Below are 21,860 nucleotides of genomic sequence, written 5' to 3'. Positions count from 1 at the left end.
GGTTGCTGTTGAGGATGAGATAGGACAGTGTTGCGTCAGTTTCGGACGTACCTTTCGGAGGCGGGCGCTTGCGGCACGACAAGGCGGTGATGGTCATCGAGCTGGCGCGGCGCATGGCGGCCTCGGCCGAAGGGCTGACGCTGGACGAGATGGCGCGCGAGAGCGGAGTCGGCCGGCGCACGGCCGAGCGGATGCGCGACGCCGTCATCCTGCTGTTCCCCACGGTGGAAGAGGTCTCGGACCCGCCGACCAAGCGCTGGCGCATCCGGGGCGGACTGTCGGCGTTCGAACAGGCCCCGACGGCGACCGAACTGCTGGAACTGACCAAGGCGGCGCAGGGGCTGCGGGCTTCGGGCGAGGCGGGCCGGGCGGCGGCGCTGGAGGGGCTGGAGCGCAAGCTCAAGTCGGCGATGCGATCGACGACCCTGAACCGTCTGGCCCCCGATCTGGAGGCCCTGGTGCGGGCCGAGACCATCGCGGTCCAGGCTGGGCCGAGGCCCAGCGCCGACGAGGCGATGCTGGCCACCATCCGGGGCGCCGTCCTCGCCCAGTCTCCGCTCGCCTTCACCTATTCGCGGCCGGGGGCGGAGGCGCGCCGGCGGTCTGTCGCCCCCTGCGGCGTCATGTTCGGGCGCGCCAACTATCTGGTCGCAGCGGACCGGGAGAGCGGCCGGGTGCAGACCTTCCGCCTCGACCGGATGAGCGCCGTGGAGGCCCAGGACGGGTTCGCACCGCCGCCACCGGAGTTCGACCTGTCGGTCTTCGCCAGCCAGTCCTTCGGCATCTATCAGGACGAGATCGAGGACGTGGTCCTGCGCGTCTCGCCCGAAGGCGCGGCCGAGGCGCGGGGCTGGCGCTGGCACCCGACCCAGACGCTGGAGGATCAGCCGGACGGCGGCGTCATCGTCCGCTTCCGGGCCTCGGGCATGCGCGAACTGGCCTGGCACCTGTTCACCTGGGGCCAGCAGGTGAGCATCGGCGCGCCGCAGCGGCTCAGGGCGGTGATGGCCGGCGAAATTGCCGCAGCGCAGCGGGCGCTGGACACCGCCCCCGGCTAGGTCGTCGCGAACGGATAGGGGCTTACCGACTTCGACCAGTCGTCGACGCGCAGCGGCCGGTCCACCGGCGGGGCGGCGCGTTCGGCGCAGGGGTGGCGGTGGCACAGGCGGCAGGCCGGGCCGATCGGGGTGACCTCGGGCGCGGTCAGATCGAGACCGCGCCCATAGACCAGCCGATGGGCGTCCTTGAGCTCGCAGCCCAGACCGATGGCGAGGTCGTGGGGCTCGCCGTAGCCGTCGTGTCCCTGGCGATCGACGGTGCGGGCCAGGGTGAACCAGCGCCGGCCGGGCTCGTTGTTCTGGGAGGGCGTCTCGATGATCTGGGTGACGATCCGCCCGGGCGTACGGAAGGCCGAGTGCAGCCGCCAGCGGGGGCATGCGCCGCCGAAGCGGGCGAAGGGGAAGGCGCCCGAGGCATAGCGTTTCGACACATTGCCCGCCTGATCCACCCGCATCAGGAAGAAGGGCACGCCGCGCGCCGTCGGGCGCGACAGGGTCGTCAGGCGGTGGGCGACCTGTTCGAACGAGACGGAAAACCGCGTCTGGAGCCGGGCGATGTCATAGCCGGTCTGCTCTGCCGTCCGCTGGAAGGCGGCGTAGGGCATGAGGATGGCGGCGGCGAGGGTGTTGGTCAGGGACACCTTGAGCAGGGCGCGCGTCGTCTCGTCCTGAGGGCGGGCGATGTCGGCGAGCGCCGTCAGCTCGGCCTCGTGCTCGGACAGAGCCAGCTGGTAGGCGATAGCGAAGCCGCGCGATGACGGGTCCAGCGTTTCGGACAGCAGCAGGCGTCGGCGATGCGGGTCGAAACGGCGGGTCCATTCGACCATGACCTCGGCCGGCATGACCCGGACCGACAGGTTGTGGCGGGCCTGAAGGCGGGCGCGGGCCAGGGCCTCGAAGCCGTCGCCGGTCTGGTTGGGGTCGAGGGCGGCATGCAGGGCCTCGCCGAGGGCGTCCAGCTCCGGGAAATGGTTGGCGCGGGACTGGATATGGTCGCGGACCCAGTCGGCGGGGGAGGGACCGCTCCCCGTCTCGCCGCCGTCGATCAGGGCGGCGCGGGACCGGTCGCGCTGCTCCGCGAAGGCGCGATAGAGGCGAAGCAGGGCCTCGGCGGCGCCCGGCGCCTCGTCGGCCAGCTGCAAAAGTTCGTGGCGCGGGACGTCCAGCCCCTGGAACAGGGGGTCGGACAGGATCTCCGACAGTTCCGCCTCACCGGCCGTGCCCGACTGGCCCAGCTGACGCAGGTCGACGTCATAGGTCTGTGCCAGCCGCAGCAGGAGCTGGGCCGAGACGGGCCGCTGGTTGCGCTCGATGTGGTTCAGGTAGCTGGGCGAGACGCCGAGGTCTCCGGCCATGGCCGTCTGGGTCAGTCCCCGGTCGCGTCGCAGCCGTTTGAGCCGGGCGCCGAGGAACAGTTTGCGATCGGTCGAGGCGTCCATGGGCGCAGAATGTCACAACGTGACCCAAATGCAAGAGTCACGATATGACAACATGACACGATATGCCTGCCCTGTGCTGTATCAGAAATGACAGCGGCGTGTTCTCTGTCCTGACCGAACCGGGGCGACGTTCGCCCCGGCAGATCCTGAGCAGAGCGCCATGACCACCTTCGCCGATCTCGTCCCTTCGCCCAAAGGCCGCTTCGACGGCATCGAGCGTCCGTACACGCCGGAAGACGTCCTCAAGCTGCGCGGTTCCGTGCCGATCACCCACACCCTGGCCGAGCGCGGCGCCAACCGCCTGTGGGAGCTGCTGCACACCGAACCCTTCATCAATGCCCTGGGCGCGGTGACCGGCAACCAGGCCATGCAGATGGTCCGCGCCGGGCTGAAGGCCATCTACCTGTCGGGCTGGCAGGTCGCGGCGGACGCCAACACCGCCGGTGCCATGTACCCGGACCAGTCGCTGTACCCCGCCAATGCGGCGCCGGAACTGTGCCGCCGCATCAACCGCACCCTGCAGCGCGCCGACCAGATCGAGCATGCCGAGGGCGGCGCCAAGCGCGACTGGTATGTGCCGATCGTCGCCGACGCCGAGGCCGGCTTCGGCGGGCCGCTGAACAGCTTCGAGATCATGAAGGCCTTCATCGAGGCGGGCGCCGCAGGCGTCCACTTCGAGGACCAGCTGGCCTCTGAGAAGAAGTGCGGCCACCTCGGCGGCAAGGTGCTGATCCCGACCCAGGCGCACGAACGCAATCTGGTCGCCGCCCGCCTGGCCGCCGACGTCATGGGCACGCCGACGATCACCGTCGCCCGCACCGACGCCGAGAGCGCCCAGTTGATCACGTCCGACATCGACGAGCGTGACCAGCCCTTCATCGACCGCGAGAACCGCACGCCGGAAGGCTTCTTCCGCCTGAAGGAAGGCACGGGCCTGGATCACTGCATCGCCCGCGGCCTCAGCTACGCCAACATCGCCGACCTGCTGTGGTGGGAGACCTCGCATCCCGATCTGGACGACGCGAAGAAGTTCGCCGAGGCGATCCAGAAGGCCCACCCCGGCAAGCTGATGGCCTACAACTGCTCGCCCTCCTTCAACTGGAAGGCCAAACTGGACGACGCCACCATCGCCAAATTCCAGCGCGAGCTGGGGGCCATGGGCTACAAGTTCCAGTTCGTGACCCTGGCCGGCTTCCACAGCCTGAACAACTCGATGTTCGAGCTGGCGGACGGTTACCGCGACCGCGGGATGGCCGCCTATTCAGAGCTCCAGCAGCGCGAGTTCGCCAACGAGGCCATCGGCTACACCGCCACGCGTCACCAGCGGGAAGTCGGCACCGGCTACTTCGACCAGGTCGCCACCGTCATTTCCAACGGGCAGTCCTCCACGACCGCCATGAAGGAATCCACCGAGACCGCGCAGTTCGTCGCGGCCGAATAACCCATCGAGGAGAGACGCTTATGGAACCGCTGAGCCGCCCCCAGGCCATCATCGACTTCTGCCTGGCGCCCCTGGCGCTGGATGCGGGAACCGAGGCCGAACGTGAAGTCCGCCGCCGTCTGGAGCATGTGATCAAGACCTACCAGACCAAGCTGGCGGTCGCCTCGGCCCCGACCGCGGTCGACTTCAGCCAGATGCCGTCACAGGTCATCAACGAAGCCGCCCACGGCTACGAGTAGAAGGACCAGGCCGCCGACGCTTCGCAGTGTCGGCGGCCTTTGCCGTTCGAGACGGCTCGAATTGGCGGTCTCGGCGGTTCACGTCGCCGAGTTTTTGCCGTTCACGCCGCCGCCGCGCTTTGCCGGTTCTCACCGCCGAGCTCGGCCATCAGCGCGAGCAGTTCCGCGGCGTCGAACGGCTTGGCCAGGTGGCGGTCGGCGCCGGCCGCCTTGGCGGCCGCGACATGGTCGGGCAGGGCGTTGGCCGTCAACATGACGATCGGCGCGCGGTCCCGGCCCATGGCCAGTTCGTGCAGACGGATTTCGCGCACGGCGGTCAGGCCGTCCATGACGGGCATCTGCATGTCCATCAACACCACGTCGAAGGGCTGGGCGCGGCAGGCGTCCAGGGCCTCGGCGCCGTTTTCGGCCTGGACCAGATCGACCGGCGTCTGCGCCAGGATCAGCTCGACGACCTTTCGGTTGGTCGGATGGTCGTCGGCGACGAGGACGCGCAATCGCCGGGCGGAAGCGTCCTTGGTTCCGGCCGCCGGGGTGACGACCGCTGCCGGGGCTTCGCCCACGATCAGGGGCAGGGTCAGGATGAAGGCCGAGCCGCCGCCGGGCTCGCTCTCGCAGTCCAGTTCGCCGCCCATCATATCCGCCAGCTGACGGCAGATGGCGAGCCCGAGCCCCGTGCCGCCGAAGCGCCGGGTGATGGTGCCGTCAGCCTGTTCGAACCGGGTGAACAGCCGCGCCTTGGCGGCGGCGTCGAACCCGACGCCCGTATCCTCGACCGTGAAGCGCATGATGGGGGCGCCGACCCGGTCCTTGCCCACGCAGGCGGTCAGGCTGACGAAGCCGGTGGTGGTGAACTTGACCGCATTGGACACCAGGTTGGTCAGGATCTGTTTCAGGCGGACGACGTCGCCGCGCACCCAGACAGCGGCCTCCGGCTCGATCTCGACGAAGAACTGCAGCCCCTTGTCCGACGCCGGTTCCCGATAGAGCTGCGCCGCGTCGTTGACGGCGCGATTCAGGTCGAAGACTTCGTCGGCGATTTCCAGACGGCCTGACTCGACGCGGGCCAGGTCGAGGATGTCGCTGAGCAGGGTCTGGAGCGTGTGACCCGACGACTGGATCAGGTCCAGCATCTCGCGCTGGCCGGCGTTGAGATCGGTGCGGGCCAGGGCCTGGGTCAGCCCGATGACTCCGTTCAGCGGCGTCCGGATTTCATGGCTCATATTGGCCAGGAACTCGGACTTGGCCCGGTTCGCCGCCTCGGCCGCATCCCGTGCCTCGGCCAGGGATTTCGCGTCGCGCTTCAGATCGGTGATGTCATTGACAACCGTAACGATTCCGCCGTTTGAGGTGCGACGGTCCTGGATGCGCAGCCAGCGGTCGCCGGCGATCTGCTGCTCCTTGGTGTTGGACAGGCGGCTGCGGGCGGCGAGCCGTTCCTCCATCCATTCCTCTTCCCGGCCGATGGCTTCTTCGTACAGGCCCTGATCGACCCCCAACTGGAGCATATCCCGGAAGCGGACGCCTACGGCGAGGGCCGCGGCGAGGTCCGAGTTCACCTCGGCATAGCGGGCGTTCCAGATCAACAGCCGGTCGTCAGCGTCGTAGAAGCCGAGGCCGTCAGGCATGGTGTCGATGGCTTCGCGCAGATGATTGAGAGCGGTCGAACGTCCCCACAGACCCAGGCTTGTGACGATTGCGGCGACGATGACCACCAGGGTCGCGCCGCTGACAACCCACAGCAGCAAGCCCGACTCCGGCAACATTCCGGCCGACAGAACTGATCTCGAATCCGGTACGACCGTTACCGCCGCCATGCCGCCGAAATGCAGGACGCCGACGCTGAGAACCGCGAACGTGGTGTTCGCCGGAATGCGCCACCAGCCATCGCGCTTGACCCATAGCGCAGTGCAGAGCGCGAGGAGGACGCTCACGCCGATCGCCACGGCCGCGATACCGATATTCCAGGTCAGAACACCGCCCTCGATCCGCATCGCTGACATGCCGACGAAATGCATCGCGATGACGCTGCAAGACGCCAGCGCCGCGACCAGCCCCCTCGTCAGCCGCGAACTTCCGTTCAGGGCGACGGCGACGCCCAGGACCATGCCCACTATGACGATGCCTAGCGAAAGCAGGGTCTCGGCGGCTGCATAGCGGATCATGGTTTCGGACCGGAAACCGAGCATGGCCAGGAAATGTGTAGCCCAGACGGCCAGGCCGCCGACCACCCCGGCGGCCGCGCCATAGACCATACGCATGCGCTCGGTACTGTGGCGCGCCATGCCGATCAGGGTAATGCTCGTCGCCAGACCGACCACGCAGACGGCCGCCGCCAGCAGCGTAAGCCGTCCGTCGTGCTGCACCACCAGGTAGTTCAGGAACCAGTTCAAGGGCGCGACTTCTCTGACATTGGCGATCACTTTGGCGGCCACAGGTAAAAAAACAGGCCTATGGCCGTGACGGTCGGCCGATCCTCGAATCCACTCGCCTTTCCGGGGCTGCTCGTTCTAGGAAACAGGGAGACGTCAGGAGGGCCGGACGTCGGCAAGGAGGCGCGACGACACCATGCCGTTCGACGAGTCGCCGTCCCCCGTCGCCCCGCTCGCCACCTCCAGACTCTGGACCAACGGCGCTACGGGCAGTGTTGCAGTGATCATCATGCTGGCCCTGGCGTCGGCGCGACCCGATGCGGCGCCCTGGCTGATCGCCGGGGCAGCGGTCACCGGCTTCATGACGCTGATGGGGCTGAGAGCCCCACGCAAGGTCGCGGATGAGGCTTCGGCTGTCGTTCCGGGCGTCAGCCTGTCGGCGCCCGAGGATGCGGGTCTGCTCGACAGCGTGTTCGAGGCGCTGGACGACCCGGTCATGATCGTCAGCGGCGGGGAGGCTGATGACATCGCCGGCCGGCGGATCGTCCTGGCCAACCGAGCGGCTCGCGATCTGCTGCGCATTCAGCGGGAGGGGGCGCTGCTGGTCTCGGCGGTCCGAGATCCGAATGTGCTCGAAGCCGTGGACGAGGCTCTTTACGGCGGGGTCAGCCGGACGACGGACTTCAATGCTGCGGGGGCCCGGACCCGGCACTGGAAGGCCTGGGTGCGACCGCTGCCCTCGCCGGACAGCACCACCATGGCCCTGCTCGGTCTGCGCGACGAGACGGATGTGCGACGCATGGAGCTGATGCGCGTCGACTTTCTGGCCAACGCCAGCCATGAGTTGCGCACGCCCCTGGCCTCGCTGACCGGTTTCATCGAGACATTGAAGGGACATGCCCGGGACGATCCCAAGGCAAGGGACAAGTTTCTCGACATCATGGCGGCCCAGGCGGACCGGATGGGACGGCTGGTCGCGGATCTCCTGTCGCTGAGCCGGATCGAGCTGAACGAGCATATCCCGCCCTCGGGGAAGGTGGATCTGCCACGCGCGGCGTCCGACGTCGTCGACGCGATCAGTGTCCTGTCCCAGGAACGGGGTGTCACCGTATTGCTGGACGTCCAGCCCGGCGACGCGCGAATCATAGGCGATCGGGACGAGATTGTTCAGGTCATCCAGAATCTGACGGACAATGCGATCAAATACTCCCCGGTGGGCGGCACGGTCGACCTGACGGTTCGGCATGGGCTGGACGTCGAGTCGGCGGCCGGTGCGCGGGTGCCGGGCGCGACGCGGCTGTCGCTGCTGACCCCCGACCGTGAGGCCGGTGCGCGCTACGTCCTCGTGACGGTACGCGACTACGGTCCCGGCATGGCGCGCGAGCATTTGCCGCGCCTGACCGAGCGCTTCTATCGCGTCGAGGGCCAGAAGAGCGGGGAGCGGCCGGGAACGGGCCTGGGGCTCGCGATCGTCAAACACATCGTCAATCGACACCGGGGCGGAATGACCGTCGAAAGCGCGCCTGGCGACGGGTCGCTGTTCAGCGTCTATTTCCCGATCGCCACAGCGTCGTCGGGCGTATCCGAGCCAGCTTGACCGTTGAAAAACGTCGGTCGTTTACGACGTTGCAGAACTGTCATCCAGCCGTCTTAATCCGCTGACCATCCAAGGGCAGGTTCCGCGCCGAGACGGGCCGGATTTCCGAGCACGCTCTGATTCTCGCGCGTGCGCTCCGGGGCCTGATGATCTGGCTTGTTATTCCTCTCTTGGCGGTGTTCGCCGTGCTCGCCTATCTGGCCGGGCGCGGCCGGGCTCAACGTCGCGCCGCGGCCCTTCCTGGTCAGCACCCGCATTCGCGCCCGGAACAGCACGGCTATTACGCCATGATCTGGGTCGCCGTCCCGGCCCTGGTCGTGACGATCCTCGCGGGCGTCTTCTCCGCTCCGATCGCCCACCACCTGCTGGCGGCCGACGCGCCGCCCGTCGTTCAGGAACTTGAACAGTTCCGTCGCGAGGCCTTCTTCAATGACGCGCGGCTGACCGGAGAAGGCCAGCGCGCCTTCCAGGTCTGGTCGGGCGAACTGGCTGAAGCCCTGACGACGGAGGCGGCGCGTTCGGCGCGCGTACATCAGACCCTGACCTGGGGCGGGGTCATTGCTGCGATCCTGGCGGCGGTGATGGGTGGCCTGTTCGCCTGGACGCAAATCCGGCCGACCCTTCGTGCCCGCAATCGGGTCGAGGGCTGGATCGGCGGCCTCCTGTTCGCATGTTCCGCCGTGGCCATCCTGACGACCATCGGCATCGTGTTTTCCCTGCTTTGGGACAGTCTTCGCTTCTTCCAGGCCGTGCCCGTCACCGAGTTCCTGTTCGGAACCCAATGGAGTCCGCAGATTGCGATCCGCGCCGATCAGGTCGGTTCGTCCGGCGCCTTCGGGGCCGTGCCGCTGTTTGCCGGCACCTTCCTGATCATGATCATCGCCATGGTCGTGGCGGCGCCGGTCGGGCTGTTCTCGGCCATCTATCTTTCGGAGTACGCCAGCGCCCTGTCGCGGGGCGTGGTCAAGCCGGTGCTGGAGATCCTCGCCGGGGTGCCGACCGTGGTCTACGGTTTCTTCGCCGCACTGACGGTGGGGCCGGCGTTCCGGGAGTTCTTCAACGGCATCGGCGCGCTTCTCGTCGGCGGACCGCTGGACGGGATTGGGCAGTATCTGATGCTGGTGCAAAACCAGATGGCTCTGGTCGCCGGCGCGGTCATGGGAATCATGTTGATCCCGTTCGTCTCGTCCCTGTCGGACGACATCATCAACGCCGTGCCCCAGTCGCTGCGCGACGGGTCCTACGCCATGGGGGCGACCAAGTCCGAAACGGTGAAGCGGGTGCTGCTGCCGGCCGCCCTGCCGGGCATTGCCGGCGCCTTGCTGCTCGCCATGTCCCGGGCCATCGGCGAGACCATGATCGTGACCATGGCCGCGGGCCTCGCCGCGAACCTGACCCTGAATCCGCTCGACACCGTGACCACCGTGACCGTCCAGATCGTGACCCTGCTGACCGGCGATCAGGAGTTCGACAGCCCGAAGACGCTCGCCGCCTTCGGCCTCGGACTGACCCTGTTCCTCGTCACCCTGCTGCTCAACATCGTCGCCCAGCGCATCGTCCAGACCTATCGGGAACAGTATGACTGACACGGGCGCGGACAAGATGTGGGCCCGTCTGGCGGCCGAGGATCCCGCGCGCGCCGCTCGCCTGCAGCGTGGACTGAAGCAGCGCTATGCCCGGGAGGGACGCTTCAAGCTGTACGGGATTCTGGCCGTCTCGGTGGCGATCGGATTCCTGCTTCTGCTGCTCGGCCGGATCATCGAACAGGGTCACACGGCCTTCTACGCCAATCAGTTGACCGTGTCGGTCTACCTGGATCCCGCGCGCATCGACCGCGCCTATCCCCAGGGCACCAACTTCCAGCAAATGGTCGCACAGCAGCAACTGGCGCGGCTCGGCGAGACGGACGATGCGCGGGGCACGAAGGCAACGGCGTATCGCTCGCTGTTGTCATCGGAACTGAAGTTCCGCGCCGCCGAGCTGGTCCGCAACGACCCGTCGCTGATCGGCCGTACGGTGGAAATCACCGCGCCGGTCTCGGACGAGGCGGACCTTTACTACAAGGGCGAGATCACCCGCGAAACGGCCGCGGATCAGCGGCGTGTCAGCGACGCGCAGATGGCTTGGCTGGACGAGCTGAAGGCCGGAGGTCACGTCTCGACCACCTTCAACACCCTTCTGTTCACCAATGGCGATTCCACCGAGCCGGAGCTGGCCGGCGTCCTCGGCGCGGTGGTCGGATCGGCCCTGATGCTGCTGGTCACGGCCGGCATCGCCATTCCGCTCGGCGTCGGAGCGGCTGTCTATCTGGAAGAATTCTCGAGGAAGGGCCGGATCACTGACCTGATCGAGGTCAACATCAACAATCTCGCGGCCGTTCCTTCGATCGTCTACGGCCTGCTGGGCGTGGCCCTGTTCATCAACTGGATGCACCTGCCGCGTTCGTCGCCCCTGGTGGGTGGTCTGGTGCTGGCCCTGATGGCTCTGCCGACCATCATCATCGCCACCCGTTCAGCACTCAAGGCCGTGCCGCCGTCGATCCGCGAGGCCGCGCTCGCCATGGGCGCCAGCCGGACCCAGACGGTGTTCCACCACGTCCTGCCCCTGGCCATGCCGGGCGTGCTGACCGGGACCATCATCTCCATGGCCCATGCGCTCGGCGAAACGGCCCCGCTGCTGCTGATCGGTATGGTCAGCTTCGTGCCCGGCATCCCGGGCGCGATCGACGAGCCGGCCGGGGCCCTGCCGTCGCTGGTCTATATCTGGGAGAACGCCTCTGAACGCGCATTCCATGAGCGGACGGCCGCGGCCATCCTGGTTCTCCTCGCCTTCATGATCGTCATGAACGCCGCCGCGATCCTGCTGCGCCGGCGGTTTGAACGTCGGTGGTAATCCAATGAAACTTCCCTTTTTCCGCGCCCCCGACGGACGTGAGGGCGGCGAACCCGCCAGCCCGATCAACACGCCCGTGACGGGCGATCAGGGTCCGTCCCAGGCCGATACGGCCGGCGTGGCTGCCGGTCGCGTGCCCGAGGTGACGTCGCCGTCCGGCCCGACCGGACCGACCAAGATCGCGGCGCGCGACGTCTCGGTCTTCTATGGCGACAAACAGGCCCTGTTTGACGTCAGCCTGGACATCCCGGACAAGACCGTGACTGCCTTCATCGGTCCGTCGGGTTGCGGCAAGTCGACCTTCCTGCGCTGCATCAACCGGATGAACGACACCATCCAGGGCGCCAAGGTGACCGGAAAGATTCTGCTGGACGAGCAGGACATCAATGCAAAGTCGGTCGATCCGGTGCTGCTGCGCGCCCAGGTCGGGATGGTGTTCCAGAAGCCCAACCCTTTCCCCAAGACCATCTACGAGAACGTCGCCTACGGCCCGAAGATTCACGGCCTGACCACCTCGAAGTCCGAGCTCGACGGCATCGTCGAGAGCTCGCTGAAGAAGGCGGGTCTGTGGGACGAGGTCGCCGACCGGCTGCATTCGGCCGGCACCGGCCTGTCGGGCGGCCAGCAGCAGCGTCTGGTCATCGCGCGCGCCATCGCCGTGAACCCCGAAGTCATCCTGATGGACGAGCCCTGCTCGGCGCTGGATCCGATCGCCACGGCCCGGATCGAGGAGCTGATCGACGAGCTGCGCGAACGCTATTGCATCGTCATCGTCACCCACTCGATGGCCCAGGCCGCCCGGGTGTCGCAGCGGACCGCCTTCTTCCATCTCGGCCGTCTCGTCGAGCACGGCAACACCGAGGAAATCTTCACGAATCCCCGCGAACGGCGCACGCTGGACTACATCACGGGACGCTTCGGTTGAACCAGCACACGGTCAAGGCCTACGGCGACGAACTGAACCAGCTGACCGCAGAGGTCGCCCGCATGGGCGGCCTGGCGGAGGCCCAGGTGGCCGACGCCGTCGAGTCCGTGGCCCGTCGCGACATCGCCCTGGCGCGTGCGGTCGTGGAGCGTGACGCCAAGGTCGACGCGATGCACCGCGACATCGAGAAGAAGGCCATCCGCCTGATCGCCTTGCGTCAACCGGTGGCGTCGGACCTGCGCAAGACCCTGGCCGCGATGAAGCTGTCGGTCGATCTGGAGCGCACAGGCGACCTGGCCAAGAATATCGCCAAGCGGGCCCTGTCCCTGGCCGAGACCGAGCCGATGCAGCCCCTGACCCGCTCGATCGAGCGGATGGGCAAGCTGGTGTCGATGCGGCTGCGCGACGTGCTGGATGCCTATACGGCCTCCGAGATTGACCGGGCCTTGGCTGTCTGGGCGTCCGACGATGAGGTCGACGAGCACTACAACGCCCTGTTCCGGGAACTGCTGACCTACATGATGGGCGATCCGCGCACGATCAGCGCCTGCACCCATCTTCTGTTCATGGCCAAGAACCTTGAACGGATCGGTGATCACGCCACCAACATCGCCGAGGTCATCCACTACGAGATCACGGGCGACGAGATGACCGGGGAGCGGCCGCGCTGGACGCCGTCGCCGGGAGACTGGGATTCCGACCTGAGCCATTTGCCGACCCCGCCGACGAACTGACGGCGCGCTGACGACGACGACGACGGAGACTGAGACGTGCAGCCTTATATCCTGGTGATGGAAGACGAGGACGCCCTCGCGACCCTGCTTCAGTACAACCTCGAAAAGGAGGGCTACGACGTCGTCGTGGCCGCCGACGGCGAAGAGGGGCTGGTCCAGATCGACGAGCGCCAGCCGGATCTGGTCCTGCTGGACTGGATGCTCCCGAAGGTGTCGGGCATCGAGGTATGCCGTCGCATTCGCGGACGTCCCGAGACGCGCAACCTGCCGGTCATCATGCTGACGGCGCGGGGCGAGGAATCGGACCGCGTGCGCGGGCTGGACACCGGAGCCGACGACTATCTGACCAAGCCCTTCTCGATGACCGAACTGATCGCCCGCATCCGCGCGGTCCTGCGTCGCATCCGGCCGGGTCTGGCCGACGACCGGGTCGGCCACGGTGACATCATCATCGACCGTGTCGCCCACCGGGTGCGCCGCTCGGGCAAGGAGGTCCATCTGGGCCCGACCGAGTTCCGCCTGCTGGATCATTTCATGCGTCACCCGGGCCGGGTGTTCAGCCGCGAACAGCTGCTGGACGCCGTCTGGGGCTCCGACGTCTATGTCGAGGCCCGCACCGTCGACGTCCACGTCGGCCGTCTGCGCAAGGCCCTGAACGTCGAGGACAGCGCCAACCCGATCCGCACCGTGCGGTCGGCGGGCTACTCGCTGGACCTGGAAGGGTAGCGGCGACAACGCCTCTTCACAGGATCGCCTGAGGCAATAGGGTTCGCCCCTCGCAACCGAGGAGTCGCCCATGCGCCGTCGCACCTTCCTGTCGACCCTGCCCGCCGGGGCGCTGATGGCGACTGCCGGAGCCGCGACGGCCCGGCCGTCGTTGCAGACGGCGCCGGAGAACCCGTTCGCTGGCGTGACCATGGGGGACCGGATCACGGGAGCTCCGTTTGCGGGGCGGTCGACCGTCTGGGGCATGAACGGCGCGGCGGCGACGGCGCATCCGACAGCGACCCTGATCGGGATCGACACCCTGAGGCGCGGCGGCTCGGCGATCGACGCGGCCATCGCCATCAACGCCGCCCTGGGCTTCCTCGAGCCGACCGCCAACGGCATCGGCGGCGACGCCTTCTGCATGCTGTGGGACCCGGCCCAGCGGAAGGTCGTCGGCTTCAACGGGTCGGGAAACAGTCCGCGAGGCCTGTCGCTGGAGACGGCGCGGTCGAAGGCGATTGACGGCTATTTGCCGCGCTACGGCGCGGTGACGGTCAATGTGCCGGGGACGGTGGACGCCTGGTGGAGCGCGCACCAGCGGTATGGAAAGCTGCCCTGGGCGGACGTCCTGCTTCCGGTCGCCGAGCTCTGCGATCAGGGCGTGCCCATGCCCCAGACCATTGCCTGGTACATGGAGCGAAACATGGCCGGGTTCGACCGTTCGACGGTCATCGAGGAGAACGAAAACCGCAAGGCCGTCTATGCGCCGGGCGGTCGGACGCCGCGCGTCGGAGAGGTTTTCGCCAATCCCCATCTGGGCCGGACCTTGCGCCTGATCGCCGAGGGCGGACGCGACGCCTTTTACCAGGGGCCGATCGCCGGGCAGATGGAGCGCTATTTCCGGCGCATCGGCGGATGGATGACACGGGCGGACCTGGCGGCGCACCGGACGGAATGGGTCGAGCCGATCCAGACCAACTACAGAGGTGTCGACGTCTACGGGTTGGGGCCAAACACCCAGGGCCTGGCGACCAACCAAATCCTCAATATCTGCGAGCAGTTCGACCTGAAGGGCATGGGTTTCCAGACCGCGGCCTCTATCCACCATCAGGCTGAGGCCAAGCGGCTGGCGTTCGAGGACCGCGCGAAATGGTTCGCCGACGACCGCTTCTCGCAGACGCCCGTCGAGTGGCTGAACTCCAAGGCCTATGCCGCCGGGCGGGCGCGGTTGATCCGGCCAGACCGGGTCATGGATCGGGCCTTCCCGGGCGATGCGCCGACGCAGGGCGACACGACCTATTTCAGTGTCGCCGACAGGGACGGGATGATGGTCAGCTGGATTCAGTCCAACTATCGCGGCATGGGATCGGGTCTGGTGCCCGATGACGGCGAACGACCGTTGGGCTTCATGTTCCAGGACCGGGGCGAGCTTTTCGCCCTGACCGACGGCCACCCGAACGTCTATGCGCCGGGCAAGCGGCCATTCCACACCATCATCCCCGGTTTCGCCTGCAAGGACGGAGATCCGTGGATGGCGTTCGGCGTCATGGGGGGCGGCATGCAGCCCCAGGGCCAGGCCCAGATCATCATCAACATGGTCGACTACGGCCTCGATCCGCAGGAGGCCGGGGACAGCCCGCGCTGGCAGCATGAAGGATCATCAGAACCGACGGGGCAGCCGTCAGAGGGCGTCGGCGTCCTGCATCTCGAGAACGGTGTGTCCCAAGCGGCCCGGGCCGGCCTGGAGCAGCGTGGCTGGGTACTCGGCCCGACGGACGGTGGGTTCGGCGGGTATCAGAACGTGGTCATGCAACAGAACCCCGGCAGCCGCTGGACCTATGGCGCGGCCACCGAGATGCGAAAGGACGGTATCGCTCTCGCTTACTGAGCGGACGCTTCTGCCTGGGCCTCCACCACGTCCGGCTCCAGCTTGTAGACCGTCGCGCAGTATTCGCAGGTGACATGGATCTTGCCGTCGGGCTCGACCATTTCGGCGCGTTCTTCCGGCCCGAAAGAGGCGAGGACGGCGCTGATACGATCGGCGGAGCAGCGGCACCGGGCCTTCAGGGCGCGGGCGTCCTCCAGCCGCACGCCGTCTTCGTGAAACAGACGGAACAGCAGTGTCTCGGGCGTGATGGTCGGATCGACCAGTTCGTCGTCCGCCAGGGTCTGGAACAGGGCGCGGGTCCGGTCCCACACCTCCTCCGTCGAACCGCGCGCGTCGTCAGCAGCAATCAACTGGATCAGGGCACCGCCCGCACGCCAGGTCGTGCCGGTCTCGTCGGTGACGGAGCCGACGGCGAGGCGGACCTTGGTCGGGATCTGCTCGGACTGGACGAAATAGTGTTCGGCCGCCAGCGACAGGCTCTCGCCCTCGATCGGGGTGATGCCCTGGGTGCGCTCGAAGTCGGGACCGCGATCCAGGGTCATCACGAAGACGCCCTGGCCCAGCAGGGTCTTCGCGCCGGGACGCGCGAAACCGGAGGAGGCGGCCGCGACCTCGTCCTCGTCGAAACGGCAGTAGCCGCGCAGATGGCCGTCCGTGTCGTAGTCGGCGACCACATATTTCACCGGACCGTCGCCCTGGGCCTGGACGATCAGACGGCCCTCAAATTTGAGAGCGGACCCGACCAGGGCGGCGAGCGCGCAGGCCTCGCCCAGCAAGGCCGCGACCGGCTCCGGATAGGCATGGGCGGACAGGATCGTGTCGATCGCGTCGCCGAGGCGTACGAGGCGGCCTCGCACGGGCCAGCCCTCGATCTGGAAGGCGGCGGCGAGGTTGTCGGTCGGCGCGGAAACGGCGGGGAGCTCGTGATCGGTCACGGCGGGTCCTTAGCAGGCGAAGATGTCGAGAACGGCGCAAGATAGGAAGTCATGGGGCGGTTGGTAAGGGCGATCGCCTGTCGTCTCGCGCGGACGCGCTGGCGTGCTATCTGTCGCAACCGGGCGCACGGTCCGCCCGTTCTCGATGCCGACACCGACGAAAGCCTGTCCCATGCCCGCCAAGCCGAATCTGAAACCCGTCAGCCAGCAGGCCATTGTCATTACCGGCGCCACGTCCGGCATAGGGCTGGCCACCGCCCGCCGGGCGGCCAGGACCGGCGCCTGCGTCTTCCTGATCGCGCGCGGCGAGAGCGACCTGAGGGCCCTGGTCGAGGAGCTGCAGCAGGAGGGGGCGCGGGTCGCCTATGCCGTCGCCGACGTCGCCGATTATGACGCCCTCGCCGAAGCGGCGGACAAGTGCCGGCGGCTGTTCGGCGGTTTCGACACCTGGGTGAACAACGCCGGCGTCTCGATCTACGGCCCGATCCGCGAGACGACGCTGGAGGACCAGCACCAGCTGTTCGAGACCAACTACTGGGGCGTCGTGAACGGTTCCCTTGTGGCCGCTGACCATCTGAGGGCGCGTCCGGATGGCGGGACGATCATCAACGTCGGCTCGGTTCTGGGCGATGCGCCCATGCCGGTGCAGGGCGTCTATTCGGCGTCGAAGCACGCGGTGAAGGGGTTCACCAACGCCTTCCGCATGGAGCTGATGCGCGAGGGTGCGTCGGTCGCCGTCAGCCTGGTCAAGCCCGCAGCGGTGGATACCCCCTATCCGAAACACGCCCGCAACCTGACCGGCTATGCGGTCCAGAACCCCCAGCCGGTCTATGCGACCCATGTCGTCGCCGACACCGTCCTGTGGTGCGCTTCCCATCCGATCCGGGAAATCACCGTCGGCGGAGGAGGGCGGCTCATTGCGTCTTTCTACGCCCTCCTGCCGGGCCTGGCGGAACCTCTCTTCGCCCGGTTCGCTCCTAGCCTCATGCGGGACAGGGGTTCCGCCTACCAGCCGTATGACGACGGGCTCTATGACCCGACCGACGACGGCCTCGACGAAGAGGTTCACTATCCGATGGTCCGACAGTTCAGCGCCCTGGCCGAAGTCCGCAAACACCCCGGCTATGCCGCAGGCTCACTCGCCCTGGTCGCCACGGCGGCGCTTGTGACCTATCTGCTGACCCAGCGGACGGGGCCGCGACGGTTCGAGGATCTGCGCGACCGGTTCGATCCCCGGGGCTGGATCGACGCAGAAGCCCTGCGTCACAGGTTCGATGACATCTCGCGCGGCCTGACCGAGCGGGCCGGGGAGGTCAGCGACCGCGCCGGAGATCTGGGCGATGACGCCCGTCATCAGGCGAAGAAGCTTCTGAAGCGCGGACAGCGGGCGGTGTCGGACAGGCAGCGCCGGAAGTACACCCGCGAAGCCCGTCGCTACGCCGAAGAAACCGGTCGCTCGGCCCGCCGCTATGCCGGCGACGCCGGTCGCTACGCCAGGGACCACGCCCGTGAAGGCGGCGCCCTGCTGGCCGTGGCCACGATCGCAGCGGCCATCGGCGCGGCCGCTCTGGAAAGCCGACGGCCGGACAGCCGGGTGCGTCGCCTGACGGGGCTCTAAAGACCTACAAACCCGTTGCTGCGACTGCGAAGGTCGGCGAAAGAGGGGCATGACCGCCGCTCCGACGCTGATTTTCGACTTCGATTCGACGCTTGTGCGCATCGAAACCCTCGAAGCCCTCGCAGACATCGCTCTTGAGGGGCATGTCGATGCTACGCCGATCCGCGCGCAGATCGCGTCTCTGACCGATCGCGCCATGGCCGGAGAAGTCGATTTCGGCGAGGCCCTGCGGGCACGCCTCGCCCTGTTGCCGCTGACCAGGACCCATGTTCAGGCTCTCGCCGACCGTATCCTCGACGAAGGCACGCCGTCGGTGCGGCGGAACCTGCGCTTTTTCAACGAGAATGCGGCGAACGTCGTCATCCTGTCCGGCGGTTTCCGCGAGATCATCGCGCCTGTAGCCGAGCGCCTGGGCGTGTCGGCGGATCGGGTCATCTGCAATGACCTGATGTACGACGCCGATGGCGTGGTGATCGGTGTCGACGACGCCAACCCCCTGTCGCACGAGAACGGCAAGCCGATCGTGATCAGGGCCTTGGGCCTCAAGGGTCCGGTGGTCATGGTCGGTGACGGCTGGAACGACGCCGAGGTCAAGCTGGGCGGGGCTGCGGACCGGTTCTACGCCTTCACCGAGATCGCGCGTCGGGACAAGGTCGTGGCGGTGGCCGACGGCGAGGCGAAATCCATCGACGAACTCTTGCATGCCGAGGGTCTGGCCGGGCGCTGGTCCTATCCACGCAGCCGCATCCGCATGCTGCTGCTGGAAAACATCCACCCCGCCGCCGTCGAGCGGCTGGAGGAGGCGGGCTACTCCGTTGAAACGATGAAGGGCGCGCTGGACGAGGCGGACCTGATCGAGAAGATCAAGGGCGTCCATGTTCTGGGCATCCGCTCCAAGACCAATGTGACCGAGGCCGTGCTGGAGGCGGCGGATCGTCTGCTGGCTGTGGCGGCCTTCTGCATCGGCACGAACCAGATCGACCTGGACGCTGCGGCGGCGAAGGGCGTGGCCGTGTTCAACGCGCCCTATTCCAACACCCGCAGCGTGGTGGAGCTGGCCATCGGCCTGACCATCACCCTGATGCGCGACGTGGTCGACAAGTCGGCGGCGATGCACGAGGGCCGTTGGAACAAGTCGGCCGAGGGTTCGCGCGAACTGCGCGGCAAGACCCTGGGCATCGTGGGCTACGGCGCGATCGGATCCCAGTTGTCAGTCCTCGCAGAGGCCCTGGGGATGCGGGTCATCTTCCATGACCTGTCGGAACGGCTGGCGCTCGGCAATGCGAAGCGGATGCGCTCGCTGGACGCCCTGCTGGCCGAGGCGGATGTGGTCACCCTTCACGTCGACGGGCGGCGCGAGAACACCAATCTGATCGGACCGGCCCAGTTCCAGATGATGCGGGAGGGGACCCTGTTCCTGAACCTGTCGCGCGGCCATGTGGTCAATGTCGGCTCCCTCGCCCAGGCGATCGGCTCGGGCCGGATCGGCGGCGCGGCGCTCGACGTCTTCCCCGAGGAGCCCCGGACCAACGCCGATCCGTTCGACAGCCCCCTGATGGGCCTGAAGAACGTCATCCTGACGCCCCATATCGGCGGCTCAACGGAGGAGGCCCAGGAGGCCATCGCCGAGTTCGCGGCCGAACGGCTGCTGGGCTATCTTAACCGCGGCGACACGACCTTCTGCGTCAACCTGCCGAATGTGCAGCTGACCGAGGTCTCCGGCGGCCACCGCATCCTGCACATCCACAGGAACCAGCCGGGCGTGATGGCCGAGCTGAACCGGGAGCTGTCGGCGGCCGGGCTGAACATTCTCGGCCAGCACCTGAAGACGGATGAACGCACCGGCTACGTCATCACCGACGTCGACCGAGACTACGATCCCCAGGCTCTCCGGGTCCTGAAGAGTGTGGCCGGAACGCTGCGGTTCCGCCTGCTCCACTAGGAACCTTCCCTCGCGGCATCTTGCGCTCCCGCAAAACGGGCGCAGACTGTCATCCAACGGTCGCGAAATCGACGACCGAGGGAGGAAGACCATGTCACGCTATCTTCGCGGCGCAGCCCTGGCTGCGCTGACGCTCGCCGCATCCGCCGCGCTCGCCACCGCCGCCTCGGCCCAGACCTACGGCCGCCTGGTCGTTCTGGGCGACTCGCTCAGCGACAACGGCAACCTGTATCTCGCCTCGGGCGGGACCCAGCCGCCGTCGCCGCCCTACTTCCAGGGCCGCTTCTCCAACGGGCGGGTGTTCACGGAATTGCTGGGCTTTAATGCCGCCAACTTCAACGGTTCTGTCACCGGCAGCATCAACCTGGCCTACGGCGGTTCGAGGACCGACAACAACATCGCCTTCCCGCCAGGGATGCGCCAGCAGCTGACGACCTATCTCGCCCGCGGCGGCGTGTTCGGTCCCAATGATCTGGTCAGCGTCCTGGGCGGCGCCAACAACATCTTCCAGGCCCTGCCGGCTGCAGGGGCGAGCGCCGCTCCAACCGCCGCGATTACGCCGACCCTGACCGCTGCGGTGGCGGACATGAATTTCCTGGTCAATGACATCGCCGGCCGCGGAGCCGGGACGATCCTGGTCACCAACCTGCCGCGGCTGGGCATCACGCCCCAGTTCCGCACGACAACGGCCTCGCCTTTGGCAGATTACGCGGGATCCACATTCAACAGCGGATTGCAGACGGCCCTGATGGCGACCGCCGCAGCCCGGCCCAACACCAACATCATCCTGTTCGATCTTGCCAAGGTGTCCGACACCCTGGCCGCCAACCCCGGCCGCTTCGGTCTGACCAATGTGACGGACGCCTGCTTCAACGGCGTGACCGTCTGCGCCAACCCGGACAGCTACCTGTATTTCGACGGCGTTCACCCGACCGCCGCCGGGCACCGGCTCGTGGCGACCCTCGCCAACGACTACCTCTACTACGGCGACCGGGCGGCGGGTTCGACCCTGCAGGGCGAAACCGCCTATCGTCACCGCGAAGACGCCCTGGACGGCGTGACCGGCCGGATGTCGGGACATGCGGCCTGGGTCGCGGGGACGTCGATCTCGATCGGCGGCCTCTATGACCGCTCCGAGACCGACGCGCGGGGCACGGTGGCCGCGGCCGAATCCGACGGCTACGGCGCCCAGATGATGCTGGAATCGGGCACCGAGACGATGCGGTTCAGCCTGACCGGCAGCTATCGCAACGCGGATGTCGTCGCCGGCCCGACCAACTTCCAGCTGCAGACCCTCGCGCTGGACGTCGGCGCAGGCTGGCGTTCGGACTCGGCGTTCATCAACGGTGCCTTCGGCCTCGCCAGTGACGACTACAACGACATTGAACGCGTCAGCGCCCTTGCGCCGATCGTTCAGACCGGCACGACCCGGGGCTTCAGCTCCGGTGCGCGTCTGCAGGGCGGACTGTGGTTCGACGCCGGCGGGATCGCCCTCTCTCCGCGGATCGCCGTGACCTATGCCAACGCCGACGTCGACGGCTATGTCGAGCAGGGACCGGCTGCGTCCTATGAATACCGCGACCGCTCTGTGAAGGGCATCACCGCCGAGGCCGTCCTCCGGGCCGAGGGCGACATGGGCGGCTTCGCCGTCTTCGTCGAGGGCGGTTACCGCGACAGCCTCGACGACAGCTCCGACGCCGTGCGGGTCGGCATCGCCGCCAACCCGGCGCAGGTCCTGTCACGTCGCATCGACGATCCGTTCGGCGGCTCGTTCCTGGCCTCCGCCGGGCTGAGCGGCGAACTGGGTCCGCTCGAGGTCGAGGTCGGCTATCGCGGTCGCTTCGGCGATCATGCCGACAGCCACATGGGCGGCATCACCGTCACCCTGCCGCTCTAGGCGAAAGCTCAAGCCCTTCTGCGAAGCGCGTCGGCCCCTGCGGCCGGCGCGCTTTTCGTTTGCCCGGTTCCCGGGGTGCGACGCCTTGGCGCCCGGCCCGCCCCAAAGTCGCCCCAGGAATTGACGACACGGCCGTTCGCCGAAGCGCGCCGGTCCCGGACCCGCGCCCACGGGC

General features: G+C 67.5%; 16 protein-coding genes. 13 read left to right on the top strand and 3 right to left on the bottom strand.

Annotated elements, in window-relative coordinates; genetic code table 11:
• Positions 1-68: 68 nt before the first annotated feature.
• Positions 69-1,058 carry a helix-turn-helix transcriptional regulator gene (locus Q0044_RS08960; RefSeq protein WP_298161564.1) on the top strand — a complete coding sequence of 330 codons (990 nt, stop codon included), beginning with the start codon at positions 69-71 and terminating at the stop codon, positions 1,056-1,058.
• Here the strand turns inward: Q0044_RS08960 and Q0044_RS08955 are convergent.
• Positions 1,055-2,497: a helix-turn-helix domain-containing protein gene (locus tag Q0044_RS08955; RefSeq protein ID WP_298161563.1), complete on the bottom strand. Its 1,443-nt coding sequence runs from the start codon at positions 2,495-2,497 to the stop codon at positions 1,055-1,057. The genes Q0044_RS08960 and Q0044_RS08955 overlap by 4 nt on opposite strands.
• 160 nt (positions 2,498-2,657) lie before the next feature.
• On the opposite strand from Q0044_RS08955, the gene aceA reads away from it, so the two are divergent.
• Both aceA and Q0044_RS08945 read left to right on the top strand, forming a co-directional pair.
• Positions 2,658-3,938: an isocitrate lyase gene (gene aceA / locus Q0044_RS08950; RefSeq protein ID WP_298161562.1), complete on the top strand. Its 1,281-nt coding sequence runs from the start codon at positions 2,658-2,660 to the stop codon at positions 3,936-3,938.
• A 20-nt stretch (positions 3,939-3,958) separates the two neighbouring features.
• The gene (locus tag Q0044_RS08945) at positions 3,959-4,177 is read left to right on the top strand and encodes a hypothetical protein (protein WP_298161561.1); all 219 of its coding nucleotides are present in this window, start codon (positions 3,959-3,961) and stop codon (positions 4,175-4,177) included.
• A 101-nt stretch (positions 4,178-4,278) separates the two neighbouring features.
• On the opposite strand, the gene Q0044_RS08940 is transcribed toward Q0044_RS08945, so the two are convergent.
• Positions 4,279-6,570 (bottom strand): ATP-binding protein, encoded by a 2,292-nt coding sequence (locus tag Q0044_RS08940; protein WP_298161560.1) that lies wholly within the window; start codon positions 6,568-6,570, stop codon positions 4,279-4,281.
• A gap of 175 nt (positions 6,571-6,745) precedes the next feature.
• Between Q0044_RS08940 and Q0044_RS08935 the strand changes: the two genes are divergently transcribed.
• The 7 genes from Q0044_RS08935 to Q0044_RS08905 all read left to right on the top strand — a co-directional run bounded on the left by Q0044_RS08935 (position 6,746) and on the right by Q0044_RS08905 (position 15,293).
• The gene (locus Q0044_RS08935) at positions 6,746-8,146 is read left to right on the top strand and encodes a sensor histidine kinase (protein WP_298161558.1); all 1,401 of its coding nucleotides are present in this window, start codon (positions 6,746-6,748) and stop codon (positions 8,144-8,146) included.
• A gap of 146 nt (positions 8,147-8,292) precedes the next feature.
• Positions 8,293-9,732 (top strand): phosphate ABC transporter permease subunit PstC, encoded by a 1,440-nt coding sequence (gene pstC, locus Q0044_RS08930; protein ID WP_298161557.1) that lies wholly within the window; start codon positions 8,293-8,295, stop codon positions 9,730-9,732.
• Complete coding sequence (pstA, locus tag Q0044_RS08925) at positions 9,725-11,038, top strand: phosphate ABC transporter permease PstA (RefSeq protein WP_524536155.1); 1,314 nt, start codon at positions 9,725-9,727, stop codon at positions 11,036-11,038. The genes pstC and pstA overlap by 8 nt, the downstream gene beginning before the upstream one ends.
• A gap of 4 nt (positions 11,039-11,042) precedes the next feature.
• Positions 11,043-11,963 carry a phosphate ABC transporter ATP-binding protein PstB gene (gene pstB, locus Q0044_RS08920; RefSeq protein ID WP_298161556.1) on the top strand — a complete coding sequence of 307 codons (921 nt, stop codon included), beginning with the start codon at positions 11,043-11,045 and terminating at the stop codon, positions 11,961-11,963.
• The gene (phoU, locus tag Q0044_RS08915; RefSeq protein ID WP_298161555.1) at positions 11,960-12,697 is read left to right on the top strand and encodes a phosphate signaling complex protein PhoU; all 738 of its coding nucleotides are present in this window, start codon (positions 11,960-11,962) and stop codon (positions 12,695-12,697) included. The genes pstB and phoU overlap by 4 nt, the downstream gene beginning before the upstream one ends.
• Positions 12,698-12,733: 36 nt before the next feature.
• Entirely contained in the window at positions 12,734-13,423 is a 690-nt protein-coding gene (gene phoB / locus Q0044_RS08910; protein WP_298161553.1) for a phosphate regulon transcriptional regulator PhoB, read from the top strand.
• 70 nt (positions 13,424-13,493) lie between these two features.
• Positions 13,494-15,293, top strand: a complete 1,800-nt coding sequence (locus tag Q0044_RS08905; protein WP_298161552.1) for a gamma-glutamyltransferase family protein — start codon at positions 13,494-13,496, stop codon at positions 15,291-15,293.
• On the opposite strand, the gene Q0044_RS08900 is transcribed toward Q0044_RS08905, so the two are convergent.
• Complete coding sequence (locus tag Q0044_RS08900; protein WP_298161550.1) at positions 15,287-16,228, bottom strand: Hsp33 family molecular chaperone; 942 nt, start codon at positions 16,226-16,228, stop codon at positions 15,287-15,289. The two genes, Q0044_RS08905 and Q0044_RS08900, sit on opposite strands and share 7 nt — an antisense overlap.
• A gap of 172 nt (positions 16,229-16,400) precedes the next feature.
• Between Q0044_RS08900 and Q0044_RS08895 the strand changes: the two genes are divergently transcribed.
• From Q0044_RS08895 to Q0044_RS08885, 3 genes are all read left to right on the top strand, one after another.
• Positions 16,401-17,846: an SDR family oxidoreductase gene (locus Q0044_RS08895; protein ID WP_298161549.1), complete on the top strand. Its 1,446-nt coding sequence runs from the start codon at positions 16,401-16,403 to the stop codon at positions 17,844-17,846.
• A gap of 49 nt (positions 17,847-17,895) precedes the next feature.
• Positions 17,896-19,788: a phosphoglycerate dehydrogenase gene (gene serA, locus Q0044_RS16990; RefSeq protein ID WP_298161548.1), complete on the top strand. Its 1,893-nt coding sequence runs from the start codon at positions 17,896-17,898 to the stop codon at positions 19,786-19,788.
• A 91-nt stretch (positions 19,789-19,879) separates the two neighbouring features.
• A complete protein-coding gene (locus Q0044_RS08885; RefSeq protein ID WP_298161547.1) occupies positions 19,880-21,685 on the top strand; it encodes an SGNH/GDSL hydrolase family protein in 1,806 nt (601 codons plus the stop codon).
• The last annotated feature ends 175 nt before the right edge of the window (positions 21,686-21,860 follow it).

Source organism: Brevundimonas sp. (assembly GCF_027484365.1).
Classification (GTDB): Bacteria; Pseudomonadota; Alphaproteobacteria; order Caulobacterales; family Caulobacteraceae; genus Brevundimonas.
This window is presented reverse-complemented; position numbering and strand designations above follow the sequence as displayed.